Raw genomic sequence first — 17,306 nt, forward strand, 5'->3', positions numbered from 1 at the left:
ATCAGATCGAAACCGTATTCCTGGTGAGCCTCGGAGCGGTCCACCCAAGGGTCCAACACGTCAACCTGTGCACCGTAGCTACCAAGCTCCGCAATGATGTCCACGACCTTGGTGTTGCGCAGGTCGGGACAGTTTTCCTTGAAGGCCAGGCCCATGACGAGCACGCGACTGCCCTTCACGTGCGCGTCCCGCCGGATCATCTCCTTGACGAGCTCGCGCGCGATGTAGCCGCCCATCACGTCGTTGATGCGCCGGCCGGCCAGGATCACTTCCGGACGATAGCCGACAGCCTCAGCCTTGTGGGTGAGGTAGTAGGGATCTACGCCGATGCAGTGACCGCCGACCAGGCCGGGGCGGAAGTTCAGGAAATTCCACTTGGTGGCCGCCGCGGCCAGGATCTCGCTGGTGTCCAGGCCCAGGCGCCGGAATATGAGCGAGAACTCGTTGATAAGTGCGATGTTGAGGTCGCGTTGGGTGTTTTCGATTACCTTGGCGGCCTCAGCGACGCGAATCGAGCTGGCCAAGTGTGTACCCGCCGTCACCACCTTGCCGTAGAGGTCATTGACGAAGGCGGCTACTTCTGGCGTCGACCCGGAGGTCACCTTGACGATCGTGGCCACCCGGTGCGCCGGGTCACCTGGGTTCGCCCGCTCGGGACTATAGCCTGCGAAGAAATCCCGGTTGAAGGTCAGGCCGGATACCTGTTCGACGATGGGAACGCAGTCCTCCTCCGTCGCGCCGGGGTAGACCGTCGATTCGTAGACCACCACGGCGCCGGGTGAAATTGCACCCCCCACGGTGCGGCTGGCCGCGATCAGCGCCGACAGGTCGGGCCGCTTGTGTTCGTCGATCGGTGTCGGCACCGTCACGATGAGCACGTTGCAATCCTTGAGATCGCTTGGCTTCGAGCTGAACGTTAGACGTGTGGCTGCCTTCAGCTCCTCCGGGCCGACTTCCAGGGTCCGGTCCGAACCTCCCGAGAGCTCGGTCACGCGATCCGCATTGATGTCGAAGCCGACGACATCGACATGTTCGGCGAACGCCGCCGCCAGGGGGAGCCCGACATAGCCAAGGCCTAGCACCGCCAGTTTGACGGGGCGGTTCGCGAACGGGTTCATCATCATGTGGCGTCACTACCAGCTAAACGTGAGCAAACAAGGTGGGTCTCTGTGGCTTGATCGACCGCGAACATGGTGGACACTGCAATCGCGGCGCCACTAGCGGCGAACCGCCCGCGTGAGTTCGCGGACCGCCAGATAGAGGTGATAGAGCGAAGTGGCCGGCGCCGGCTCTTCGACGAAGCCGCCGTTAGGCCGCATGCGCTCGCGCCAGACGCCGCGCGCGGGGGTGTCCAGATAGACCGCCAGGCTGTTGGCCGCCTCGAGCGCGCAGGCGGTCTCGCCCAGGATCAGAGCCGCCTTGAGGTGCTCGGTTTGCGGCCAGAGGCGTGCTGCCGGGTCACGAACCGACAGATCGTCCCACAGCGCGCTCACCACGACACCGCGAGCCGGATCGAACCCGCGCCGGCCCACTGCGAACAGCCGCCGCGCCGCCTGGCGCGCCGCCTCGTCACTCCGCATCGAACCCCACCGCTCCAGCAGCCAGGCCCACTCGAACTGGTGCCCCGGCTCGATCAGGCCCGTCTCTCCGGCCAGGGCGACCCAGTCGGCCGTGAAGAACTCGCGCAGTACGCCGGTCGCGGGATCGATCAGGCGGTTCATCGCCAAGTCCGCCATTTCGTCCGCCAATGCCGACCAAATGGGGTCCTCGCCGGCCACCGACCATTCCAAGGCCGCCTCGAACAGGTGCATGTGCGCGTTCGCTTGAAAGGGTTGGCCGTCGGGTTCCCTGAACCCGCCTCGATCGTGCCTGAGCGACCCTAGGCGCTCCAGCAGCGCAAGCGCCTCGCGCTCCGGCTCGCCCGAAGCCGTTGCCTGCCGCAGAGCGGCCAGGGCCAGCAGCACGAAGGCATGGTCGTAGACCCCGGCGGCTGGCGCGATCGGTCTTCCGACCAGGTCCAGCTTGGACGCGAAGAGGCCATCAGGTCGCTGGGCGCCCCGGCGGAGGAAGTCGAACCCGGCCTCCGCCGCCGCCAGCCACGGCCCGTCCAGGCCGCCGGCCGCCGCCGAAGCAAAGACGAAGCTCTGCCGCGCCTGGACCCGCGTGCGCCGCCATGGATCGTCGGGAACGCCAGTCCAGCTCAGGGCCTCGCGGAAGCCGCCGCTGGAGGGGTCGACCCCCACAGTGGCCCACAGGGGCAGGGCGGCGGTGCGCAACCAGACCCCGAACCCGGCGGCGGCCTGCGCCAGGGTCGTATAGCGAACCGGCGGCCCTTGGGGCCCAGCCAGGCCCCGGACGGACTGGCTGTCGGCGAGCGCCGCGACCAGCACCGCATCCGGCTCCACGATCACGGCGACGTCGGTGAGGCCCACGACCGCAATGCGCACGCCAGGGGGCGCTCGGGTCAGCACCCGCTCGCCGGCCGCCGCAGCGACCGCATCCCAGGCGCCCAGGTCGGACCAGGCGAAGGCGACCGGCATGACCGCGCCGCGCCCGGTCTTCTCCATCACCGCCCGATCGAAGGCGATCTTCGGGGCGTTCGCGAACGCCCCGCCCAGGGCAACGACCGCGCCGGTCCCGGTTGCATCCTGCACCGACGCTGTGGCGGCCTCGGCGACCTGCGGCGACCAACGCGCGGTCTCCGCGAGCAGGGTCTTGGCCGAAGCGATGAAGGTCCCGCTGTTCCACAGGGCGCCCTCTTCGATCATCGCCGCCGCGGCCAGGGGCGGCGGCTTCTCCACGAAGGCCGCGATGGATCTCACCGCGCCCTCGCCAGGTCCGGGGCGGATGTAGCCATAGGCGCCGGCCGCCGCCGTAGGCCTGACGCCCAGGGTGACGATCAACCCGTCGGCCGCCGCGGGCAGCGCCGCACGAACGGCGTTCTGGAAGGCCGCGGCGTCGGGGATGTGGTGATCGGCCGCCAGGATCGCGAGAATGGCGTCCGGCGCGCGCTGAGCGATCCAGGCCGCCGCCGCTGCGATCGCCGGCGCCGTGTCGCGGGCCGCTGGTTCGAGCAGCACGACCGCCTCGGCGCCGACTTCGGACAGTTGGGCTGCGATCAGGCCGGCGTGCGGTTCGCCCCCCACGACGACCAGTCCGCCCGTCACCAGAGGCAGCGCGCGCAGAACCGCGGCCTGAAATCCTGAACGCTCCGCCACCAGCGCCAGGAACGGCTTCGGCCGCCAGGGGCGCGAGGCCGGCCACAGCCGCTCACCGGAACCGCCGCACAGAATCACCGGGTAGACGGGCGCGGAGATAGAGGCCTCCCTGGCGGCCGCCGCGGCCGCAGGCGCCTTCACCTAGCCGGTTCGTTCCCGTTCGCAAACGGCCCTGCGGGCTCGGGTTTGCTGCGGGCCCTCGGTCTCGATTGACCCACAGGGCCAGCGGACGGTAAAATTGCGTTAAGCTTAGGGGTTCTAGAGGGCTGGCTCGGATGCGTCGGTTTGCTGCGACGCACTCACGCGAGGAGGGCGCGCAGTCCGAACGCGATGCATGTCCAGAGCGTAACCGAGGCGAAGGCCCCGATGCTAAGGCCCACGCCGACCGGCAACCGGCGCGGCGGCCGGGCCTCGATGGAATGAGAGGCGATCTCGACGGACACGTCGGACGGCATTTTTCTACTCCGACACCGCCCTATTCTTGGGCTGTGTCACATTAGGCGCCGACGACGGTGAAGAGTTCGTTGGCGGAAATGGCTAACGAACGGCCAATCTCCGGCGCAGGGGGGCGTCCGGCTGGGCTAGTGTGGCGTGAGGCTTGGGTGGCGTTGACGGATGTGGCGATGAGAGCGGTCGAACCGGCCCGCCCGGCAGAACGGCCGGACGTGCCGGCTGTCGGTGCGCCCGTCGTCCAAGGGGCAGGCGTCGAAGGGTCAGGCGTCGCCGGAAACTGGGCCAAACGCGTCATCGATATCCTGGGCGCCCTGACCGCCCTCCTGGTCTTCCTGCCGCTCCTGATCACGATTGCGCTCGCTGTCCGGCTGGAATCCGGCGGCCCGGCGATCTTCAGGCAGCGCCGCACGGGTCATCGCGGCCGCGTCTTCACCATCTACAAATTCCGCACCATGACCGTGGCGGAGGACGGTTCCGCCGTACGCCAGGCCACGCGCGACGACGCCCGCGTCACGGCGATCGGCGGCCTTCTGCGCAAGCTCAGCCTCGACGAGCTTCCGCAGTTCTTGAACGTCCTGAAGGGCGATATGTCGTTGGTCGGACCAAGGCCGCACGCGCTTGCCCACGACACCTACTATGGCGATGTCATACCAGGCTACGTCGCGCGCTTCCGCGCAAAGCCGGGGCTGACCGGCCTGGCGCAGGTGAACGGCCTGCGTGGCGAGATCCAGGACCTGCGAGGCATGTCCGATCGTGTCGCGGCCGACAATCTGTACATCGAGAGCTGGTCGCTCGGCCTCGACATCGCCATCCTGGCGAAGACGGCGGTGATCATCTTCCGGGACCCGCGAGCCTACTAGTTCGCGCTCTCGCCGAGGCCGGCAGCCAGTCCAGCCTCGCCGGCAGTATTATCAACCACGATGCAACCGAACCGTCGCGCAGCGCGAATATACCACGTCACGCCAGCCACAGGACGGAGCTGTGGCGCGCCTCTTGCTTCGAGGCCTGCGTGTTCGACGGGGCGATCGGGGATCATGTCCGGATTTGAGACGCGGTTTGCGCCCGGCGCCGATGCCGAAGGCATCCGGTCCGCCTTTTATGGCTTCGTCGGAGCCCATGGGGCCGGGGTCGACGGCGACGCCTGCCTGCGCACCGAAGTCAGCGATACCGGCCAACAGATCCTCGTGCGTCTCTGGAGCGCGGAGGCGATGGCCGCCTTCCTGCACGGTCTCCCCGCCGCGGCGCGGGCCGGCCGCCGACGGCATCATGAATAATCTTGCCGAAATCCGGACCCACGCCCAGACGCCAGGCTGGACATCGCAGGCAAGTCCGCGGATCGCGGCCGTGACCGCTCCCGGGCGCTGTCCGGTGGCCGCCAGCCGTCGCAAGCGGCTGTTCGACATCGTCGTGTCCTTCAGCGCTCTGGTCCTCTTCCTGCCGCTCCTGCTCACCATCGCCGCCCTGGTGCGTCTTGAGACGCGGGGCCCGGCCCTGTTCCGCCAGCGACGCACGGGCCTGAATGGCCGGATCTTTACCGTCTTCAAGTTCCGCACGATGACCGTGGCGGAGGACGGCGAGGCGGTGCGCCAGGCTACCGTCGGCGACGCGCGCGTCACTGCGTTCGGCGCGATCCTGCGCAAGTTCAGCCTGGATGAGTTGCCGCAAGTCCTGAACGTCCTGCGCGGAGAGATGTCCCTGATCGGGCCGCGCCCGCACGCCGTCGCCCACGACGAGACCTGGGGCCGCCAAGCGCCGGCGTACAATCTGCGGTTCCGCGCCAGGCCGGGCCTCACGGGCTATGCCGCGGTCTGCGGCTTCCGCGGCGAGGTGAAGGAACTGCAGGCGATCATCGATCGCGTCGACGCCGACAATGAGTACATCGACACTTGGTCGTTCGCCCTCGACATGAAGATACTCTGGCGCACCCTGCCGCTGATCTTCGCCGACACCCGCGCCTACTGAGCCGCCTTAACCCATCGCTTAGGCGCTTCCCGCTAAGCTGCGCCCTGCAGGTGGGGTAGCCAGATGGCCGACGACACGGGCGCGCACCGCGCCCTCCCGGAGATCGAGGTTGCGCCCGCGCGCCATCGCCGCGGGCCGCTGCGCCCGGAGCGGATGCAGCCTGTCCGCTCGCGGGTTTCGGGGGCGGGCCTCGCCCGGCTGTTCCAGGCCGGCGACCTCGCCGGCCTCGCCATCGCCTCTGTCGTCGCCACGCGTATGATGAGCCTGCCGCAGGCGATGTGGCTGGGCGCACCCTTGATCGCCATCGCCCTCCTGGTGGCCACCGGCGCCTATGCCATGAGCGGGCGTGAACGAACGCGGCGACGCTTCGGCCGATTGCTGATCGCCGCAGCGGCGGCCGGCGGCGGCGCCGGGACGCTCTGCGGCTTGCTAGATCCCGCATTCCCCGCGCTCGGCTGCGCCGCCTGGGCGGCAGCGGCGGCGGCGGCGCTGAGCATCACCCACCTTGCGTGGGGTCTCGTCGTCGCCCACCTGCGCAGGCGAGGTCTGCTGACGCCGAACGTGATCATCGTCGGCGGCACCGCCGCGGCGCAGCGGTTGATCCGGCGCGCCCTGCGCACCCGCGACGTCAATATCCTGGGCGTGTTCGACGACCGCCGCGACCGGGTCGGCCCGGAAGTGGCCGGCGTGCCCGTGTTGGGCAAGACCGCGGACCTGATCGGGCACCGCGTCCTGCCCTACGTGGATCGCATCGTGGTCACGGTGCCCCGCAAGGCATCCGCGCGGATCGCCGAGCTGCTGGAGCGGCTTGCGCCTATCCCCAACCCCATCTCCCTGCTTCTCGACGACGTCGATGACGAGACCGAGGCTCGCGCCGTCAGCCGCATTGCGGACTTCAGCCTGATGCACGTGGCCGGTCCGGCCGAACGCTCCGCGTTCCTCCTGGCAAAGCGCACCCTGGACCTTACGCTGAGCATCCTGGGCCTCATCTTGCTGGCCCCGCTGATGGCCGCCGTGGCCTTGGCGATCCGGCTGGACAGCCCCGGCCCGGTGTTCTTCCGCCAGCGCCGGCACGGCTACATGAATGAGGAGTTCCTGGTCTGGAAGTTCCGCTCGATGCGGCTCGAGACCTCCGACTACGCCGCCGCCCGGCAGGTCAGCGCCGGCGACGAGCGGATCACCCGCGTCGGCCGCTTCATCCGCCGCACCAGCCTCGACGAGCTGCCGCAGATCTTCAACATCATCAGCGGGGAGATGTCGATCGTAGGGCCTCGGCCCCACGCCATCGGCATGCTGAGCGGCGGCGCGGAGGCCAGCAAGCTCGTCGAGACCTACGCCCACCGCCACCGCATCAAGCCCGGCCTGACCGGCTGGGCGGCGGTCAACGGTTCACGGGGCCCGGTAGACACCGCCGAGGCCGTGCGTCATCGCGTGGCCCTGGACCTCGAGTATGTGGAGCGCCAGTCGTTCTGGCTGGATATCGCCATCATCCTGCGCACCGCCCCTTGCCTATTGGGTGATAGCGAGGCGGTAAGGTAGCGTACCGGATCCCTACGCGTCCGGCGCACCTCTTGCAGTGCGCAAGCATGCCGGCCAGCCCGCCTCAGCGAATGAAACACCGGGAGTGTCATGATTGAAGTTGCAGACGCGATGACCAGCGCCGGGCCGCAGTCTGCGTCCGAGGGCAGGCCGACGACCCGTTCACGGCGCGGCGCAAAGCTCTCGATCGTCATCCCGATGCACAACGAGGAGCAGGTGCTGAACATGCTCTTCCAGCGGCTTGACGAAGTGTCCGCGCGCCTCGGGCTGGCCATCGAGTTTGTGTGCGTCGACGACGGCAGCCGTGACGAGACCCTTTTGATGCTCCAGGAGCTCGCAGCTCGTGACGCGCGCCTTCGCGTCTTGCCGCTCGCTCGCAATTTTGGGAAGGAAGCCGCGCTCACGGCAGGGCTCGATCACATAACCGGCGACCTCGTAGTGCCGCTGGACGCCGACCTCCAGGACCCGCCGGAGCTCATAGAAGAGTTTATAAGCCTCTGGGAGCAAGGCTATGACGTCGTCTACGGCATTCGTTCCGACCGCACCTCGGACAGCGTGGCTAAACGCCTTACAGCCGGCTGGTTCTACAAGGTGTTCAATAGTGTCGCAGACTATCCGATCCCGCCGAACACCGGTGACTTTCGCCTGATGGATCGCATCGTCGTCGACGCGCTGCGCCAGCTGCCGGAACGCAACCGTTTCAACAAGGGCCTGTTCGCCTGGGTGGGTTTTCGGCAGATCGGCGTGCCGTACGTGCGTCCGCCCCGGGCTGCCGGCACATCATCTTGGGCGTCTCCGGCGCTCTGGCGTCTTGCCTTCGACGGCATCACCTCGTTCTCGACCACCCCGCTCCGCATCTGGAGTGTCGTTGGCGTCTCGGCCGCCGGGCTGGCCAGCTTGTATGCCGCGTTCCTGATCCTCCGCGTCCTGATCTTCGGACGCGACGTGCCTGGCTACGCGTCGCTCATGGTCGTCGTGCTGTTCTGCTTCGCGGTCCAGATGGTCGCGATCGGGATCATGGGCGAGTATCTCGGCCGCCTCTATCAAGAGGTAAAAGGCCGCCCGATCTACATCGTACGAAAATAGCGGCAGCTTACTTGGGCCGATCCAGCAATTTCCTGTAGCGGACGAAATTGAATGTTGCCGCCACGACGGTGCCCAGCACCAGCCCGACAACGAGATGCGCCCCAAGCAGGACCACAATCGAAAAGATTGTGTAGTTGATGGCCGACCCAGCCAGGGATATCGCCAAATACTTCCCGAACTCAGCGAACGAGGGTCCGCTCGTCGTACGGAACGTCAGGCTCCGGTTGAATACCCATGTGCAGACGATCGCGACGAAGATGCTGAACACGCGCCCGATAAGCGGTGGGACGCTTGCCGCCGTGAGGGCCCATAGGACGCCGCCGTCAACGAGAAAGGCGAGGCCGCCACTTATGGCGAACGAGGCGACCTGCGGTGCCAAGCCGTGCAGCCGTTTGAATGCTCCCATCATGGTGCATAGCCTGTTTGGCTTGCGGTCAGCCTGCGCCGTTCGACCAGTAGCATCCCGGCGACGCCACAGAGCAGCACGATCACCCCTACCCCTGACGCCGTCCATCCATACCGCTCCACCATGGTGGTCTCCAAGCGGGCCTCGACGCGATGCCGCCCGGGCGGGACGATCACGGTCATGATCGGCGTCCTCCCCGTCAAGGCGGCGGCCGGCCGCCAAGCACCGCCGTCAACACGGTAGTTCCAGCCGGTGTAGGCGTACTGCCGCAGTGCGACAGTCAAGCTCGTACGCGCCGCGACGTCGATCTCGACGTGCCGGCTGCGCCACCCGACCACAGCCGCGTCCCCGCTTCCCGACAAAACGACCAACTGTCTGCCGGGCGGAAAAAGCCCGGCCGACATGTCCATGTCTCCGAGGCGGTACTCCGGCGCATCTCGCAGCGTGACGTAGGACTTTGCTGCCTGTTCCTTGCCCGACGCAGGATGGTCCGCGAACTTCGCGTACAGCAGTCCGTTGAGGGCGCACAAGATACCCACGACCACCAGACCAGCGGCTATGGCGAACCTTGGCGAACGGCCTTGCCCCAACTGCTGTAGGCCCAGGCCCATCAACATCCCGAACGCCAACGTCTGCAGGACCAGCAGACGCCACGGAAACTGAATGGCGTTCAGCATGGTCCCGAGCGCCCACAGCGGTCGCGACAGCCATGTCATGAGAAGGGTGGTCACCACCGCGACGCCGAGCAAGTACCACACCGATCGTCCGACTGCCCCCGTCGGCTTCGCTCGCAAAATGATCGCTCCCGCGGCCGCGACGAGCAGCACCTGAAGCCCGAGCGTCAACAGGATGCTGACCGTGACCTTGGATAGCGCGAGACCCGGACCGATCAGCGAGTGGACAGGATCGTAGCGCCCCGTGAACAGCGCCGCCTGGTCGACGTACTGGCCATGGCCCAACGCAGTGGCGAGGTATGCGCCACTCAGTGCGAGCGCGACGACGACCGCCGCGAGAGGTCGCACCAGCGAGTGCAACTCCCTCCAGCCCCGCACCTGGATCAACGCGAAGACCCCAAACGCCGGGAAAAGAAAGAGGGCCGAAGGTAGGTGCGAAAGAATCGCCGCAGCCATCGCCAGTGTCGCGACGATCCAGCCCCTCGCCTTACGGATGTCGGCGAGTCCCAGGAAGACCCATGGCTCCCATGCGAAGGCCCAGGCCTCGGCGAAGGCCGTGCGCAGGTAGGCGTCAACGAACAGGTGATAGGGCGCGAGAACGAAGGCGGCCGCTCCCAGTGTCGCGAGACTCCTCGCAACATCGAGACGCCGCAGCCAAAGATACACACCAAGCGCACCGACGAAGGAAGCCAGGGCTAGTGACATCGCCAGCCGAAGATAAATATCGAGGCGATCAGGTGCGATGGGGTAGAGTAGTACCGCCGTAACGTAGTGACCAAATGGCGGATACATGAAGAACACTGGGCTCCCCAGCCCGCGACTCATTTCGGGGAGCCAGCGAGGGTATATCTCGCCGCGCCAGACGTGTTCTGCGAACAACTGCTGCCAAACGCTCTGGATATAGGCATCGTGACCAGATATCGGCCCCACCAATCCAAGGCCCGGCGACAAAGCCACCACGCTCAACAGCGCTAGGAGGATAGGGGGGAGCAAGGCGTTTCGCCCGCAATTCGGCTCCTTCATATCCTTGAAGGCTGGCGCAAACTTGGCAAGGACGATCCCCGTTGCCGGGATCGCGCCTAGCAGGGCGACCACACTCAACCAGCACGTCGTTCCGAAGGAGCCCTGATCGACCGCCACGGCGGCAAGGCTGAGGACGATCCGCGTCGCCGCCCGTTGCGGCAGCAATGCCCGCTGGACGGGCGTCACCGGCCATGCCGCGCCAAGCAGGACAAGGGCGCCGAGCGCGACTAGGCTTCCGATGAGCGCAGCGGCCAGCGGCCAACTACCCAGCGCGTAGACGAGCGAAAGAAGGACGCTCAGCTGGACGCCCCCAGCCGCAATCTCGGTTAGAAGGTCGGGGCCGAACCTCTCCATGGGATGGGTATCGGTTGGTGCTGCCGTCACGCCTGTTGATATCCCTCAGCCACCCTCACTTCGCCATCGCCGCGGGCGCGACAACCATGAATCGCTCCCTGGTGGGCCTGGCGAAGCTATTCGCCACGCGCATTGGAGGACGATTCTGATCCTGTAGGTCTCACCCATACACCCACCTTGGCAGTTCCGCTGCGGCGACCTTGATTTCGGGGGGACGATCCCCTAGTGAGCGACGAGCTCCTGTACGCGCCCGCTGACCGTGGGGGGCCCCAATCCTGGTTGCGGCGACTGTGCAAACCTCCACGCTTCGTGAGCGCAAGGCGCTCTACTACCACCGCGAGAGCGAGCCCTTGAAGGTCGTCGGGTTGCCCGTCCAAGCGCTGCAGCATGTCTGATCGCAAACGCTGGCTGTTGGTCGCGGGGATATTTTGTCTCGCGGCAGCACCTCTCTTGATCACGCCTATTCTTCCTATGATCGACTTTTACAGTCACATAGGTCGCTACTACATACTCGCACACCTTGATACTGACCCTTTTCTTCGCACGGCATACGAAGCGAAATGGTCCATCCTTCCTAACATCGGCCTAGACGTAATCGGCACGATGATGATGAATATATTTCCTCCTCTGGTAGTGGCCAAAATACTGGTAGTTTCAATATTTGCAATTCAGTATTATGGCGTCATCAGCTTCAACAGAGCCTTGTTGGGATCGCCCCCTTCCCCGCTGATCGGGGTCCTCGTGGCCCCGGTATTATATAGTTTCATTTTCGGTTGGGGGTTCGGAAACTTTCTGCTTGGTCTTGGCTTAGTATTCTGGGGTGGAACCTGGTGGCTGAAGCAGAGGCATCGTCCGTGGCTGGCAACGTCGGTGGCTTGCCTGATCGCAGCGGCGATCTTCCTGACGCATGGTGTCGCGTTCGCACTCTACGGCCTGCTGCTTGGATCAATCGAGATCGGATTCTTCCTGACGTCGGAGAAGCGTTCAGTCCGCGATCTAGGATGTTCGATGGCTCAGCTGGCCGTCCAGGCGGTCGCGCCGGTGCTGCTGTTCGCGGCCAGTGCGACATCGAAGTCGCCGGACGGCATCACAAACGCAGATGAGGCGCTGAGCCGACTGGCGCAGGCAGGCGAGCTTGCCGCCCGGCTTCAAGAACTGTTGATCTATCGGTTGGCGACAATTACGAGGGTCTCCGAGAGCCCGAGCCCGCCTCTCGACGTTGCCCTGTTAGCCGTAACGATCGGCATTCTAGCGGCCCTGGCAGCCAAGCAGCGACTGACGATCCCAACCGTGGCGTGGCCCGCGATCGCCATTGCGAGCCTGCTCGCGTTGCTTACGCCTCCGGGACTGTTTGGCGTCGGCTACATCGCCGATCGCATGCCTCTGTTCTTGGCCTTCGTGCTGATCGCGTCGCTTTTTTTCCGCCTGCAGGGCCAGGCTCTGGACCGGGTCTGCGTCAGCGCATTGGTCGTCGTCGCAGTCTTGAAGGTCGGGTGGATGGCGATCTCATGGCAGGTCTATCGAGATGAGATCGCGGACTACAGGGCGATCTCGCGATCCATTCCGGAGCATGCCACGGTTGCCTACGTGAACTTCGCAAATCTCGACCGGCTTAGCGGTGAGCCGCGGTGCCAGATGTATGGCCCTCTCATGATCCCTCTGAGCAAGACCGCCACGAGCACATTTGCGTACGCATCGCAGCAACCCATCGCGATCCGGGGGCGTCTTGAGGGGGCGACTCGCGCCCTTCGGGACGCGCCGCCCCTGCCGAAAGGGGAGGCTCGGCCAAGGCAGCAATTGGACCGTGTGATGAGCCAGAAACTGTTCGACTACGTGCTGCTCTGCCGTGGTCGTTTCACACCTGTAACCTGGGACGCTTCAGCCTCGGTCGCGCAACAGGGGCGCTTTACGCTCCTCCGGATCCCGAAGTAGGCGCTCCCCCGTGGTGCAGCGCCGAGCGTGTGCTCCAGCGGCTAGCTGTCGGCTGCAGGTAGGTCGTGCGTCCGGTCCTGACCGAGGAGGGGGGGGTGAGAAGCGACGGCGAGTCGGAGGACCTCGAGCCGGGTGCACCGGTGGTCCGCCTCGAGCGCGAAAGCGCCGGCGAGCTGACCGTCAGGCCGGCCGCTCGCGCGGCGCCGGCTTGGAATTTGTCCACGTCTTATCGACGGCACCTCGCGCCTGGCCTTCAGCCAGATCCTGCCCGACGAGGAGAAGGAGAGCGCCGTCGCCTTCCTGCGGCGGCGGTGGCCTACCTAGCGAGTCTCGGCGTTGCCTTGTGCAGCGGGCGAGACCGACGCCGGCTCCTGCTACCGCTCCACGGCGTTCCGCAAGGCTTGAGCCGAGCTCAGCCTGAAGCACATCCGCACCACGCCCTACACGCCCAAGACCAACGGCAAGGCCGAGCGTTTCATACAGACCGCGCTGCGCGCATCGGCCTACATTCAGGCCTGCTCCACCTCAGCCCATCGCGCCGCCAAGCTGCCACTCTGGCACCGCTACAACTGGCATCGGCCACACGGCGAGATAAAGTCACAAACAGCCATCAGCCGCCTCGGCTTGGATCGGGACAAACTGCTGACGCTCCACATCTAGCGCTTCGGGAACTTGAAGTCGAAACCGAAGGGCTTCAGCACAAGGAGGACGTATATCAGCACGCCCAGAACGATGAGGAATGAGAACAGTCCCTGATTCTGCGGCGGGTTGCCGACCCAGTTGGCGACGGCGCAGCCGACCGCCGGGGGCAGGTAGTGGAGGATAGTGTCCTGCGGCTCGCCAGGCTGGACCGAGCGGTGCAGAAACAGCACGACCAGGCCGCCGAATATCGCAACGGTGATCCAATCGTACACGGTTTCCACCGGCGTCCTCCGTCGATGCTGACTTGCTTTACCTATCAGGAAGCCCGGGACACGCAATCGTCCACGAGCGGCCCACCCTAGGCAAACGCTCGCCCGAAACCTGCAAGGCTCATGCCGCTGCGACGGGCCACGCGAGACATACCTCCGGCCTGACGTGTCTTGCCTTTGCTATTGTAAATGCCCGAGTCGCCGGCGGGCGGAGAAGAGTTCAGGATCTCGCGGCCATGCTTCTGAGACACCTTCGCGCCGTTTCGGGACTCGCCCTCTCCTTGTCCCTGCTGACCGCCTGCGGATCACGAGGGGCGACCGCAGTCGATCCCTACGCGCGCCCCGGCCGCCTCGTGACGCTGCCGGACGGGCGCAGCATCAATCTGCGTTGCAGTGGCCGCGGTTCGCCTACCGTACTGCTGGAGTCGGGTTGGGGCGGAGGTTCGGGCGGCTGGTACAAAGTCCAGCCCCGCCTGGCCCGGATCACGCGCGTCTGTGCGTACGATCGCGCGGGCTACGGTTTCAGCGATCCCGGCCTCCTGCCGCGGGACGGCGCCGCCATCGCGCGGGACCTGGATCAGGCGCTGACCGCCGCCAGGGTTCGCGGTCCGTTCATCCTGGTCGGCCACTCGGCGGGCGGCCTCTACGTGCGGCTGTTCGCCGCGCGCCGGCCGCAGGAGGTCCAGGGCTTGATCCTCCTCGACCCGACGGTGGAAAGGCGCTCACCGCAGCCGTCCGGTGACGGCCTTGACGGCATTCGCCGTCGGCTCCGGCGGTGCTTGCACGTCCTGGAGATAGCACCGCAAACCCCAGAGGCGAACGCAGACTGGGCGGGGTGCGTGTCGCCCAAGGCCGATCCCCACAGCGCCCAGGCGTTGAGGCGTCCCGAAACGTGGCGTCAGCAGTTGTCCGAGCTCGACGAGATCTTCGGCCGCACGTCGGACCAGGTGTTCAGGCTGGGCGACCTTCTCCGGTCGATCCCGCTATACGTTGTCACCGCGTCCGAAACCGCGGCGGCGACGCCGAGCCTGCGTCTCGGCGCCCCGCCGTCCGTCGTGGAATACCTGCACCAGCGGATCGCCGCCCAGTCTGTCGTCGGATCGCAGACGACGGTGCTGTCCTCGCACATGGTGATGATCGACCGGCCGGACGTCGTCATCGACGCGGTGGACCAGACGTTGCGTGCGGTCCGCCACGATCAGCCGCCGCCGCCCCTGCCCCGGAGCGAGGCCGCCCAGCCGGAATCGAACCTGTTCACCGCGCCGGAGGCGGAGCTCGATCCCTTCAGCGGCGCCTCGATCCTGGATCCCGCGCCGTACTAAAGTGATCTGGCCCCGCCGTGGTCCGATGGTCTAATAAGGAACGGTCAGGTTGGGGCGTACGATGGTGCTCAGGTGCGTGGGTTTGGCGATCGGCGCAGCATCCTGCGCCCTGTTCATGGGGCCTGGATCGGCCGCAGCAGAGGTATTGTCGATCGGCGACGATGGCGCGGTCACGACCTATGCAGGTCCGCAGCTGTTCACCAGCGAGGGCGCCCGGCCCATCGAACCCGTTGCCGAGGCCCTGTCCCGGGCCACCCCGGCCGAGGTGGCGGCGGCCATCCGGGAGTCCTCGGCGCGCCACGCGGTGCCGGCGCCGTTGGTCGAGGCCGTGGCGTGGCAGGAATCGCGATACAATCAGGCCGCTGTCTCGCCTAAAGGCGCGCGCGGAGTGATGCAGCTGATGCCGGCCACCGCCGTGACGCTCGGCGTCGATGCCGGCGACCTCAAGTCCAATATCGATGGCGGCGTCGCCTACCTGGCGCAGCAGATGCGGCGCTATGGCGACTTGCGCCTGGCGCTGGCGGCCTACAATGCCGGCCCCAGGGCCGTGGACCGCTACGGCGGCGTGCCGCCCTATGCCGAAACCCAGACCTATGTACGCGCGATCCTGGCGCGCCTTGCGTCCGCCCCTGTCGTAAGCGAGTGAGGATCATGCACAAGACAATCGTTTCCGCCGCCGCGCTTGCGGCCCTCGCCAGCCCCGCCTTCGCCCAGGCCGCCGGCGATCCGGCCGGCTCTTCGCCCCTGCTGGCGGCGCTCAGCTGGGTGCAGGGCACCCTGCTCGGCAATCTAGCGACCACCGCCGCGGTCATCGCGGTGGCCATCATTGGCTACATGATGCTGACCGGGCGGTTCGACTGGCGTCGCGGTATCATCACGCTCGTGGGCATATTTGTCATATTTGGCGCCGTATCCATTGTGGCCGGCATCCGCAGCTTGGCCGGCGGATTCTGAATCTCATGAGCCAACTCGCCTCCGATCCCGTCTTCGCCGCCCTCACCCGGCCCCAGATGATCGGCGGCGTCACCTATTCATATGCAGTGCTGAACTTGATCGTCAGCGGCGAGGTGTTCCTGGCCACCAAGTCGTTCTGGGTGATCGGCTTGGCCCTTGCAGTGCACGCGATCGGCTATGTGGGCTCGATTCGTGAACCCCGCTTCTTCGACATCTGGGTCACCAAGCTGAGCACCTGCCCGCGGGTGAAGAACTACAGCTTCTGGCGCGGGAATTCATACCGGCCATGAGCGGGACCTATCTCACTACCGGCGCGGCCAAGGTGCTGGCCCCGCGCGAGGCGAAGGTGGGCGAGCGGCTGCCATACGCTGGTCATGTGGACGACAGGACGCTGCAGACGCGCGACGGTCTCCTCATCCAGACCTTGCACTTGGCCGGCTTTCCGTTCGAGACGGCGTCCGACGAAGAGCTGAACTACCGCAAGGCAATCCGCGAGACGGTGCTGCGCGGCGCGGCCAGCTCTCGGCTGGCAATCTACCACCATGTGGTACGCCGGCGCGTGACCCCCTCCTTCCCCCCAGGCCCGGAAGAGCCGTTCTGCGCCGCCCTGGACGCCCGCTGGCGAGAGCAACTGGCCGGACGGCGGCTCTATGTGAACGACATCTTCGTGAGCCTCGTGCTGCGGCCCACCCAGGGATCGGCCGGCTTCATCGAGCGCCTGATGAAGGGCCCGAGGGCTCGCGACGCCGACATCGGCCGCGACCTGCGCGAACTGCACGCCACCCGCGAGGCCTTTACCGCGGCGCTCAGCCCTTACGGCGTGCGCACCCTGGGCCTCTACGCGGCCAGCGGCGGGGCCCAGCGCTCCGAGCCGGCCGAGTTCCTCAGCCTGCTGCTGAACGGCGAGCTCAAGCCGGTGTTGGCGCCCACGGGCGACCTTTCCCAGGCCATCGGCACTCGGCGCCTTAGCTTTGGGCTCGACGCCATGGAATTCGGCGGCGGGCCCGATGGGCCATCGTTCGGAGCCATTGTGTCGCTGAAGGATTACCCATCGCGCACGGCGCCGGGGATCCTCGACGGCGTCCTGCGCCTGCCCATGGAGATGGTACTCACAGAGAGCTTCGCCTTCGTGGACCGCCAGGCCGCGCTGGACCGGATGGGCCTGGCGCTGCGCCGCCTGAAGGCTGCCGAGGACGACGCCTTCTCCCTGCGAGGCGAACTGGCCCAGGCCCGCGACGACGTCGGCGCCGGGCGCGCGGCCTACGGTGAGCACCACCTGACCATCCTCGCCAAGGCCGACAGCCTCGAGGAACTCGACCAGGGGATCGCCGATATTCAGGGCTCGCTCAGCGAGATGGGCGCCATCGCGGTGCGCGAAGACGTCAACCTGGAGCCGGCTTTCTGGGCGCAATTTCCCGCCAACTTCAAGTATATCGCGCGGAAAGCTCTGATCTCGGCCGGCAACTTTGCGG

Annotated in this window: 16 protein-coding genes and 2 pseudogenes; 12 read left to right on the forward strand and 6 right to left on the reverse strand. The window is 66.5% G+C overall.

Annotated elements, in window-relative coordinates:
* The 3 genes from QZV94_RS11740 to QZV94_RS11750 all read right to left on the reverse strand — a co-directional run.
* On the reverse strand, nucleotides 1-1,124 hold a 1,124-nt coding region (locus tag QZV94_RS11740), incomplete at its 3' end, for a nucleotide sugar dehydrogenase (RefSeq protein WP_293678073.1).
* Nucleotides 1,125-1,217: 93 nt separating this feature from the next.
* Nucleotides 1,218-3,359, reverse strand: coding sequence for an AGE family epimerase/isomerase (locus QZV94_RS11745; protein WP_293678074.1), 2,142 nt, complete (start codon nucleotides 3,357-3,359; stop codon nucleotides 1,218-1,220).
* Nucleotides 3,360-3,517: 158 nt separating this feature from the next.
* Complete coding sequence (locus QZV94_RS11750; RefSeq protein WP_293678075.1) at nucleotides 3,518-3,673, reverse strand: hypothetical protein; 156 nt, start codon at nucleotides 3,671-3,673, stop codon at nucleotides 3,518-3,520.
* A gap of 168 nt (nucleotides 3,674-3,841) precedes the next feature.
* Between QZV94_RS11750 and QZV94_RS11755 the strand changes: the two genes are divergently transcribed.
* From QZV94_RS11755 to QZV94_RS11775, 5 genes are all read left to right on the forward strand, one after another.
* Nucleotides 3,842-4,531: a sugar transferase gene (locus tag QZV94_RS11755; protein ID WP_293678076.1), complete on the forward strand. Its 690-nt coding sequence runs from the start codon at nucleotides 3,842-3,844 to the stop codon at nucleotides 4,529-4,531.
* 174 nt (nucleotides 4,532-4,705) lie between these two features.
* Entirely contained in the window at nucleotides 4,706-4,945 is a 240-nt protein-coding gene (locus QZV94_RS11760) for a hypothetical protein (protein WP_293678077.1), read from the forward strand.
* Nucleotides 4,938-5,633, forward strand: coding sequence for a sugar transferase (locus tag QZV94_RS11765; RefSeq protein WP_293678078.1), 696 nt, complete (start codon nucleotides 4,938-4,940; stop codon nucleotides 5,631-5,633). The genes QZV94_RS11760 and QZV94_RS11765 overlap by 8 nt, the downstream gene beginning before the upstream one ends.
* A gap of 63 nt (nucleotides 5,634-5,696) precedes the next feature.
* Nucleotides 5,697-7,172, forward strand: coding sequence for an exopolysaccharide biosynthesis polyprenyl glycosylphosphotransferase (locus tag QZV94_RS11770; RefSeq protein ID WP_293678079.1), 1,476 nt, complete (start codon nucleotides 5,697-5,699; stop codon nucleotides 7,170-7,172).
* Between the two features lie 90 nt (nucleotides 7,173-7,262).
* On the forward strand, nucleotides 7,263-8,258 hold the full coding sequence (locus QZV94_RS11775; RefSeq protein ID WP_293678080.1) for a glycosyltransferase family 2 protein: 996 nt from the start codon (nucleotides 7,263-7,265) through the stop codon (nucleotides 8,256-8,258).
* 7 nt (nucleotides 8,259-8,265) lie between these two features.
* Here QZV94_RS11775 and QZV94_RS11780 read toward each other — a convergent pair whose 3' ends face one another.
* Together QZV94_RS11780 and QZV94_RS11785 are read right to left on the reverse strand one after the other, a co-directional pair.
* Nucleotides 8,266-8,667, reverse strand: coding sequence for a GtrA family protein (locus QZV94_RS11780; RefSeq protein ID WP_293678081.1), 402 nt, complete (start codon nucleotides 8,665-8,667; stop codon nucleotides 8,266-8,268).
* Nucleotides 8,664-10,715 (reverse strand): 6-pyruvoyl-tetrahydropterin synthase-related protein, encoded by a 2,052-nt coding sequence (locus QZV94_RS11785; RefSeq protein ID WP_293678082.1) that lies wholly within the window; start codon nucleotides 10,713-10,715, stop codon nucleotides 8,664-8,666. Before QZV94_RS11785 ends, QZV94_RS11780 begins: the two co-directional genes overlap by 4 nt.
* 387 nt (nucleotides 10,716-11,102) lie before the next feature.
* Here QZV94_RS11785 and QZV94_RS11790 point away from each other — a divergent pair, with 387 nt between their 5' ends.
* Nucleotides 11,103-12,647, forward strand: a complete 1,545-nt coding sequence (locus QZV94_RS11790) for a hypothetical protein (RefSeq protein WP_293678083.1) — start codon at nucleotides 11,103-11,105, stop codon at nucleotides 12,645-12,647.
* 193 nt (nucleotides 12,648-12,840) lie between these two features.
* A pseudogene (locus tag QZV94_RS11795) lies at nucleotides 12,841-13,307 on the forward strand (integrase core domain-containing protein); the annotation flags it as partial.
* Here QZV94_RS11795 and QZV94_RS11800 read toward each other — a convergent pair.
* On the reverse strand, nucleotides 13,304-13,570 hold the full coding sequence (locus tag QZV94_RS11800; RefSeq protein ID WP_293678084.1) for an XrtV sorting system accessory protein: 267 nt from the start codon (nucleotides 13,568-13,570) through the stop codon (nucleotides 13,304-13,306). The pseudogene QZV94_RS11795 and the gene QZV94_RS11800 sit on opposite strands and share 4 nt — an antisense overlap.
* A gap of 341 nt (nucleotides 13,571-13,911) precedes the next feature.
* Here QZV94_RS11800 and QZV94_RS11805 point away from each other — a divergent pair, with 341 nt between their 5' ends.
* The 5 genes and pseudogenes from QZV94_RS11805 to QZV94_RS11825 all read left to right on the forward strand — a co-directional run.
* Complete coding sequence (locus QZV94_RS11805; RefSeq protein ID WP_293678085.1) at nucleotides 13,912-14,880, forward strand: alpha/beta hydrolase; 969 nt, start codon at nucleotides 13,912-13,914, stop codon at nucleotides 14,878-14,880.
* Between the two features lie 76 nt (nucleotides 14,881-14,956).
* Nucleotides 14,957-15,526, forward strand: a complete 570-nt coding sequence (locus QZV94_RS11810) for a lytic transglycosylase domain-containing protein (protein ID WP_293678086.1) — start codon at nucleotides 14,957-14,959, stop codon at nucleotides 15,524-15,526.
* 5 nt (nucleotides 15,527-15,531) lie between these two features.
* Nucleotides 15,532-15,834 carry a TrbC/VirB2 family protein gene (locus QZV94_RS11815; protein ID WP_293678087.1) on the forward strand — a complete coding sequence of 101 codons (303 nt, stop codon included), beginning with the start codon at nucleotides 15,532-15,534 and terminating at the stop codon, nucleotides 15,832-15,834.
* A 5-nt stretch (nucleotides 15,835-15,839) separates the two neighbouring features.
* Entirely contained in the window at nucleotides 15,840-16,124 is a 285-nt protein-coding gene (locus tag QZV94_RS11820) for a type IV secretion system protein VirB3 (RefSeq protein WP_293678088.1), read from the forward strand.
* Nucleotides 16,121-17,306: pseudogene (locus QZV94_RS11825) on the forward strand (VirB4 family type IV secretion/conjugal transfer ATPase); the annotation flags it as partial. The gene QZV94_RS11820 and the pseudogene QZV94_RS11825, both read left to right, overlap by 4 nt.

The organism is uncultured Phenylobacterium sp. (genome assembly GCF_902826855.1).
In the GTDB taxonomy this organism is placed as follows: domain Bacteria; phylum Pseudomonadota; class Alphaproteobacteria; order Caulobacterales; family Caulobacteraceae; genus Phenylobacterium.

What these genes read in the sequence shown, in the direction of transcription:
- QZV94_RS11820 (WP_293678088.1), top strand. Translation starts at nt 15,840, where the DNA reads ATGAGCCAACTCGCCTCCGATCCCGTCTTCGCCGCCCTCACCCGGCCC.
- QZV94_RS11760 (WP_293678077.1), top strand. Translation starts at nt 4,706, where the DNA reads ATGTCCGGATTTGAGACGCGGTTTGCGCCCGGCGCCGATGCCGAAGGC.
- QZV94_RS11755 (WP_293678076.1), top strand. Translation starts at nt 3,842, where the DNA reads ATGAGAGCGGTCGAACCGGCCCGCCCGGCAGAACGGCCGGACGTGCCG.
- QZV94_RS11750 (WP_293678075.1), bottom strand. Translation starts at nt 3,673, where the DNA reads ATGCCGTCCGACGTGTCCGTCGAGATCGCCTCTCATTCCATCGAGGCC.
- QZV94_RS11775 (WP_293678080.1), top strand. Translation starts at nt 7,263, where the DNA reads ATGATTGAAGTTGCAGACGCGATGACCAGCGCCGGGCCGCAGTCTGCG.
- QZV94_RS11790 (WP_293678083.1), top strand. Translation starts at nt 11,103, where the DNA reads ATGTCTGATCGCAAACGCTGGCTGTTGGTCGCGGGGATATTTTGTCTC.
- QZV94_RS11780 (WP_293678081.1), bottom strand. Translation starts at nt 8,667, where the DNA reads ATGATGGGAGCATTCAAACGGCTGCACGGCTTGGCACCGCAGGTCGCC.
- QZV94_RS11770 (WP_293678079.1), top strand. Translation starts at nt 5,697, where the DNA reads ATGGCCGACGACACGGGCGCGCACCGCGCCCTCCCGGAGATCGAGGTT.
- QZV94_RS11765 (WP_293678078.1), top strand. Translation starts at nt 4,938, where the DNA reads ATGAATAATCTTGCCGAAATCCGGACCCACGCCCAGACGCCAGGCTGG.
- QZV94_RS11785 (WP_293678082.1), bottom strand. Translation starts at nt 10,715, where the DNA reads ATGGAGAGGTTCGGCCCCGACCTTCTAACCGAGATTGCGGCTGGGGGC.
- QZV94_RS11815 (WP_293678087.1), top strand. Translation starts at nt 15,532, where the DNA reads ATGCACAAGACAATCGTTTCCGCCGCCGCGCTTGCGGCCCTCGCCAGC.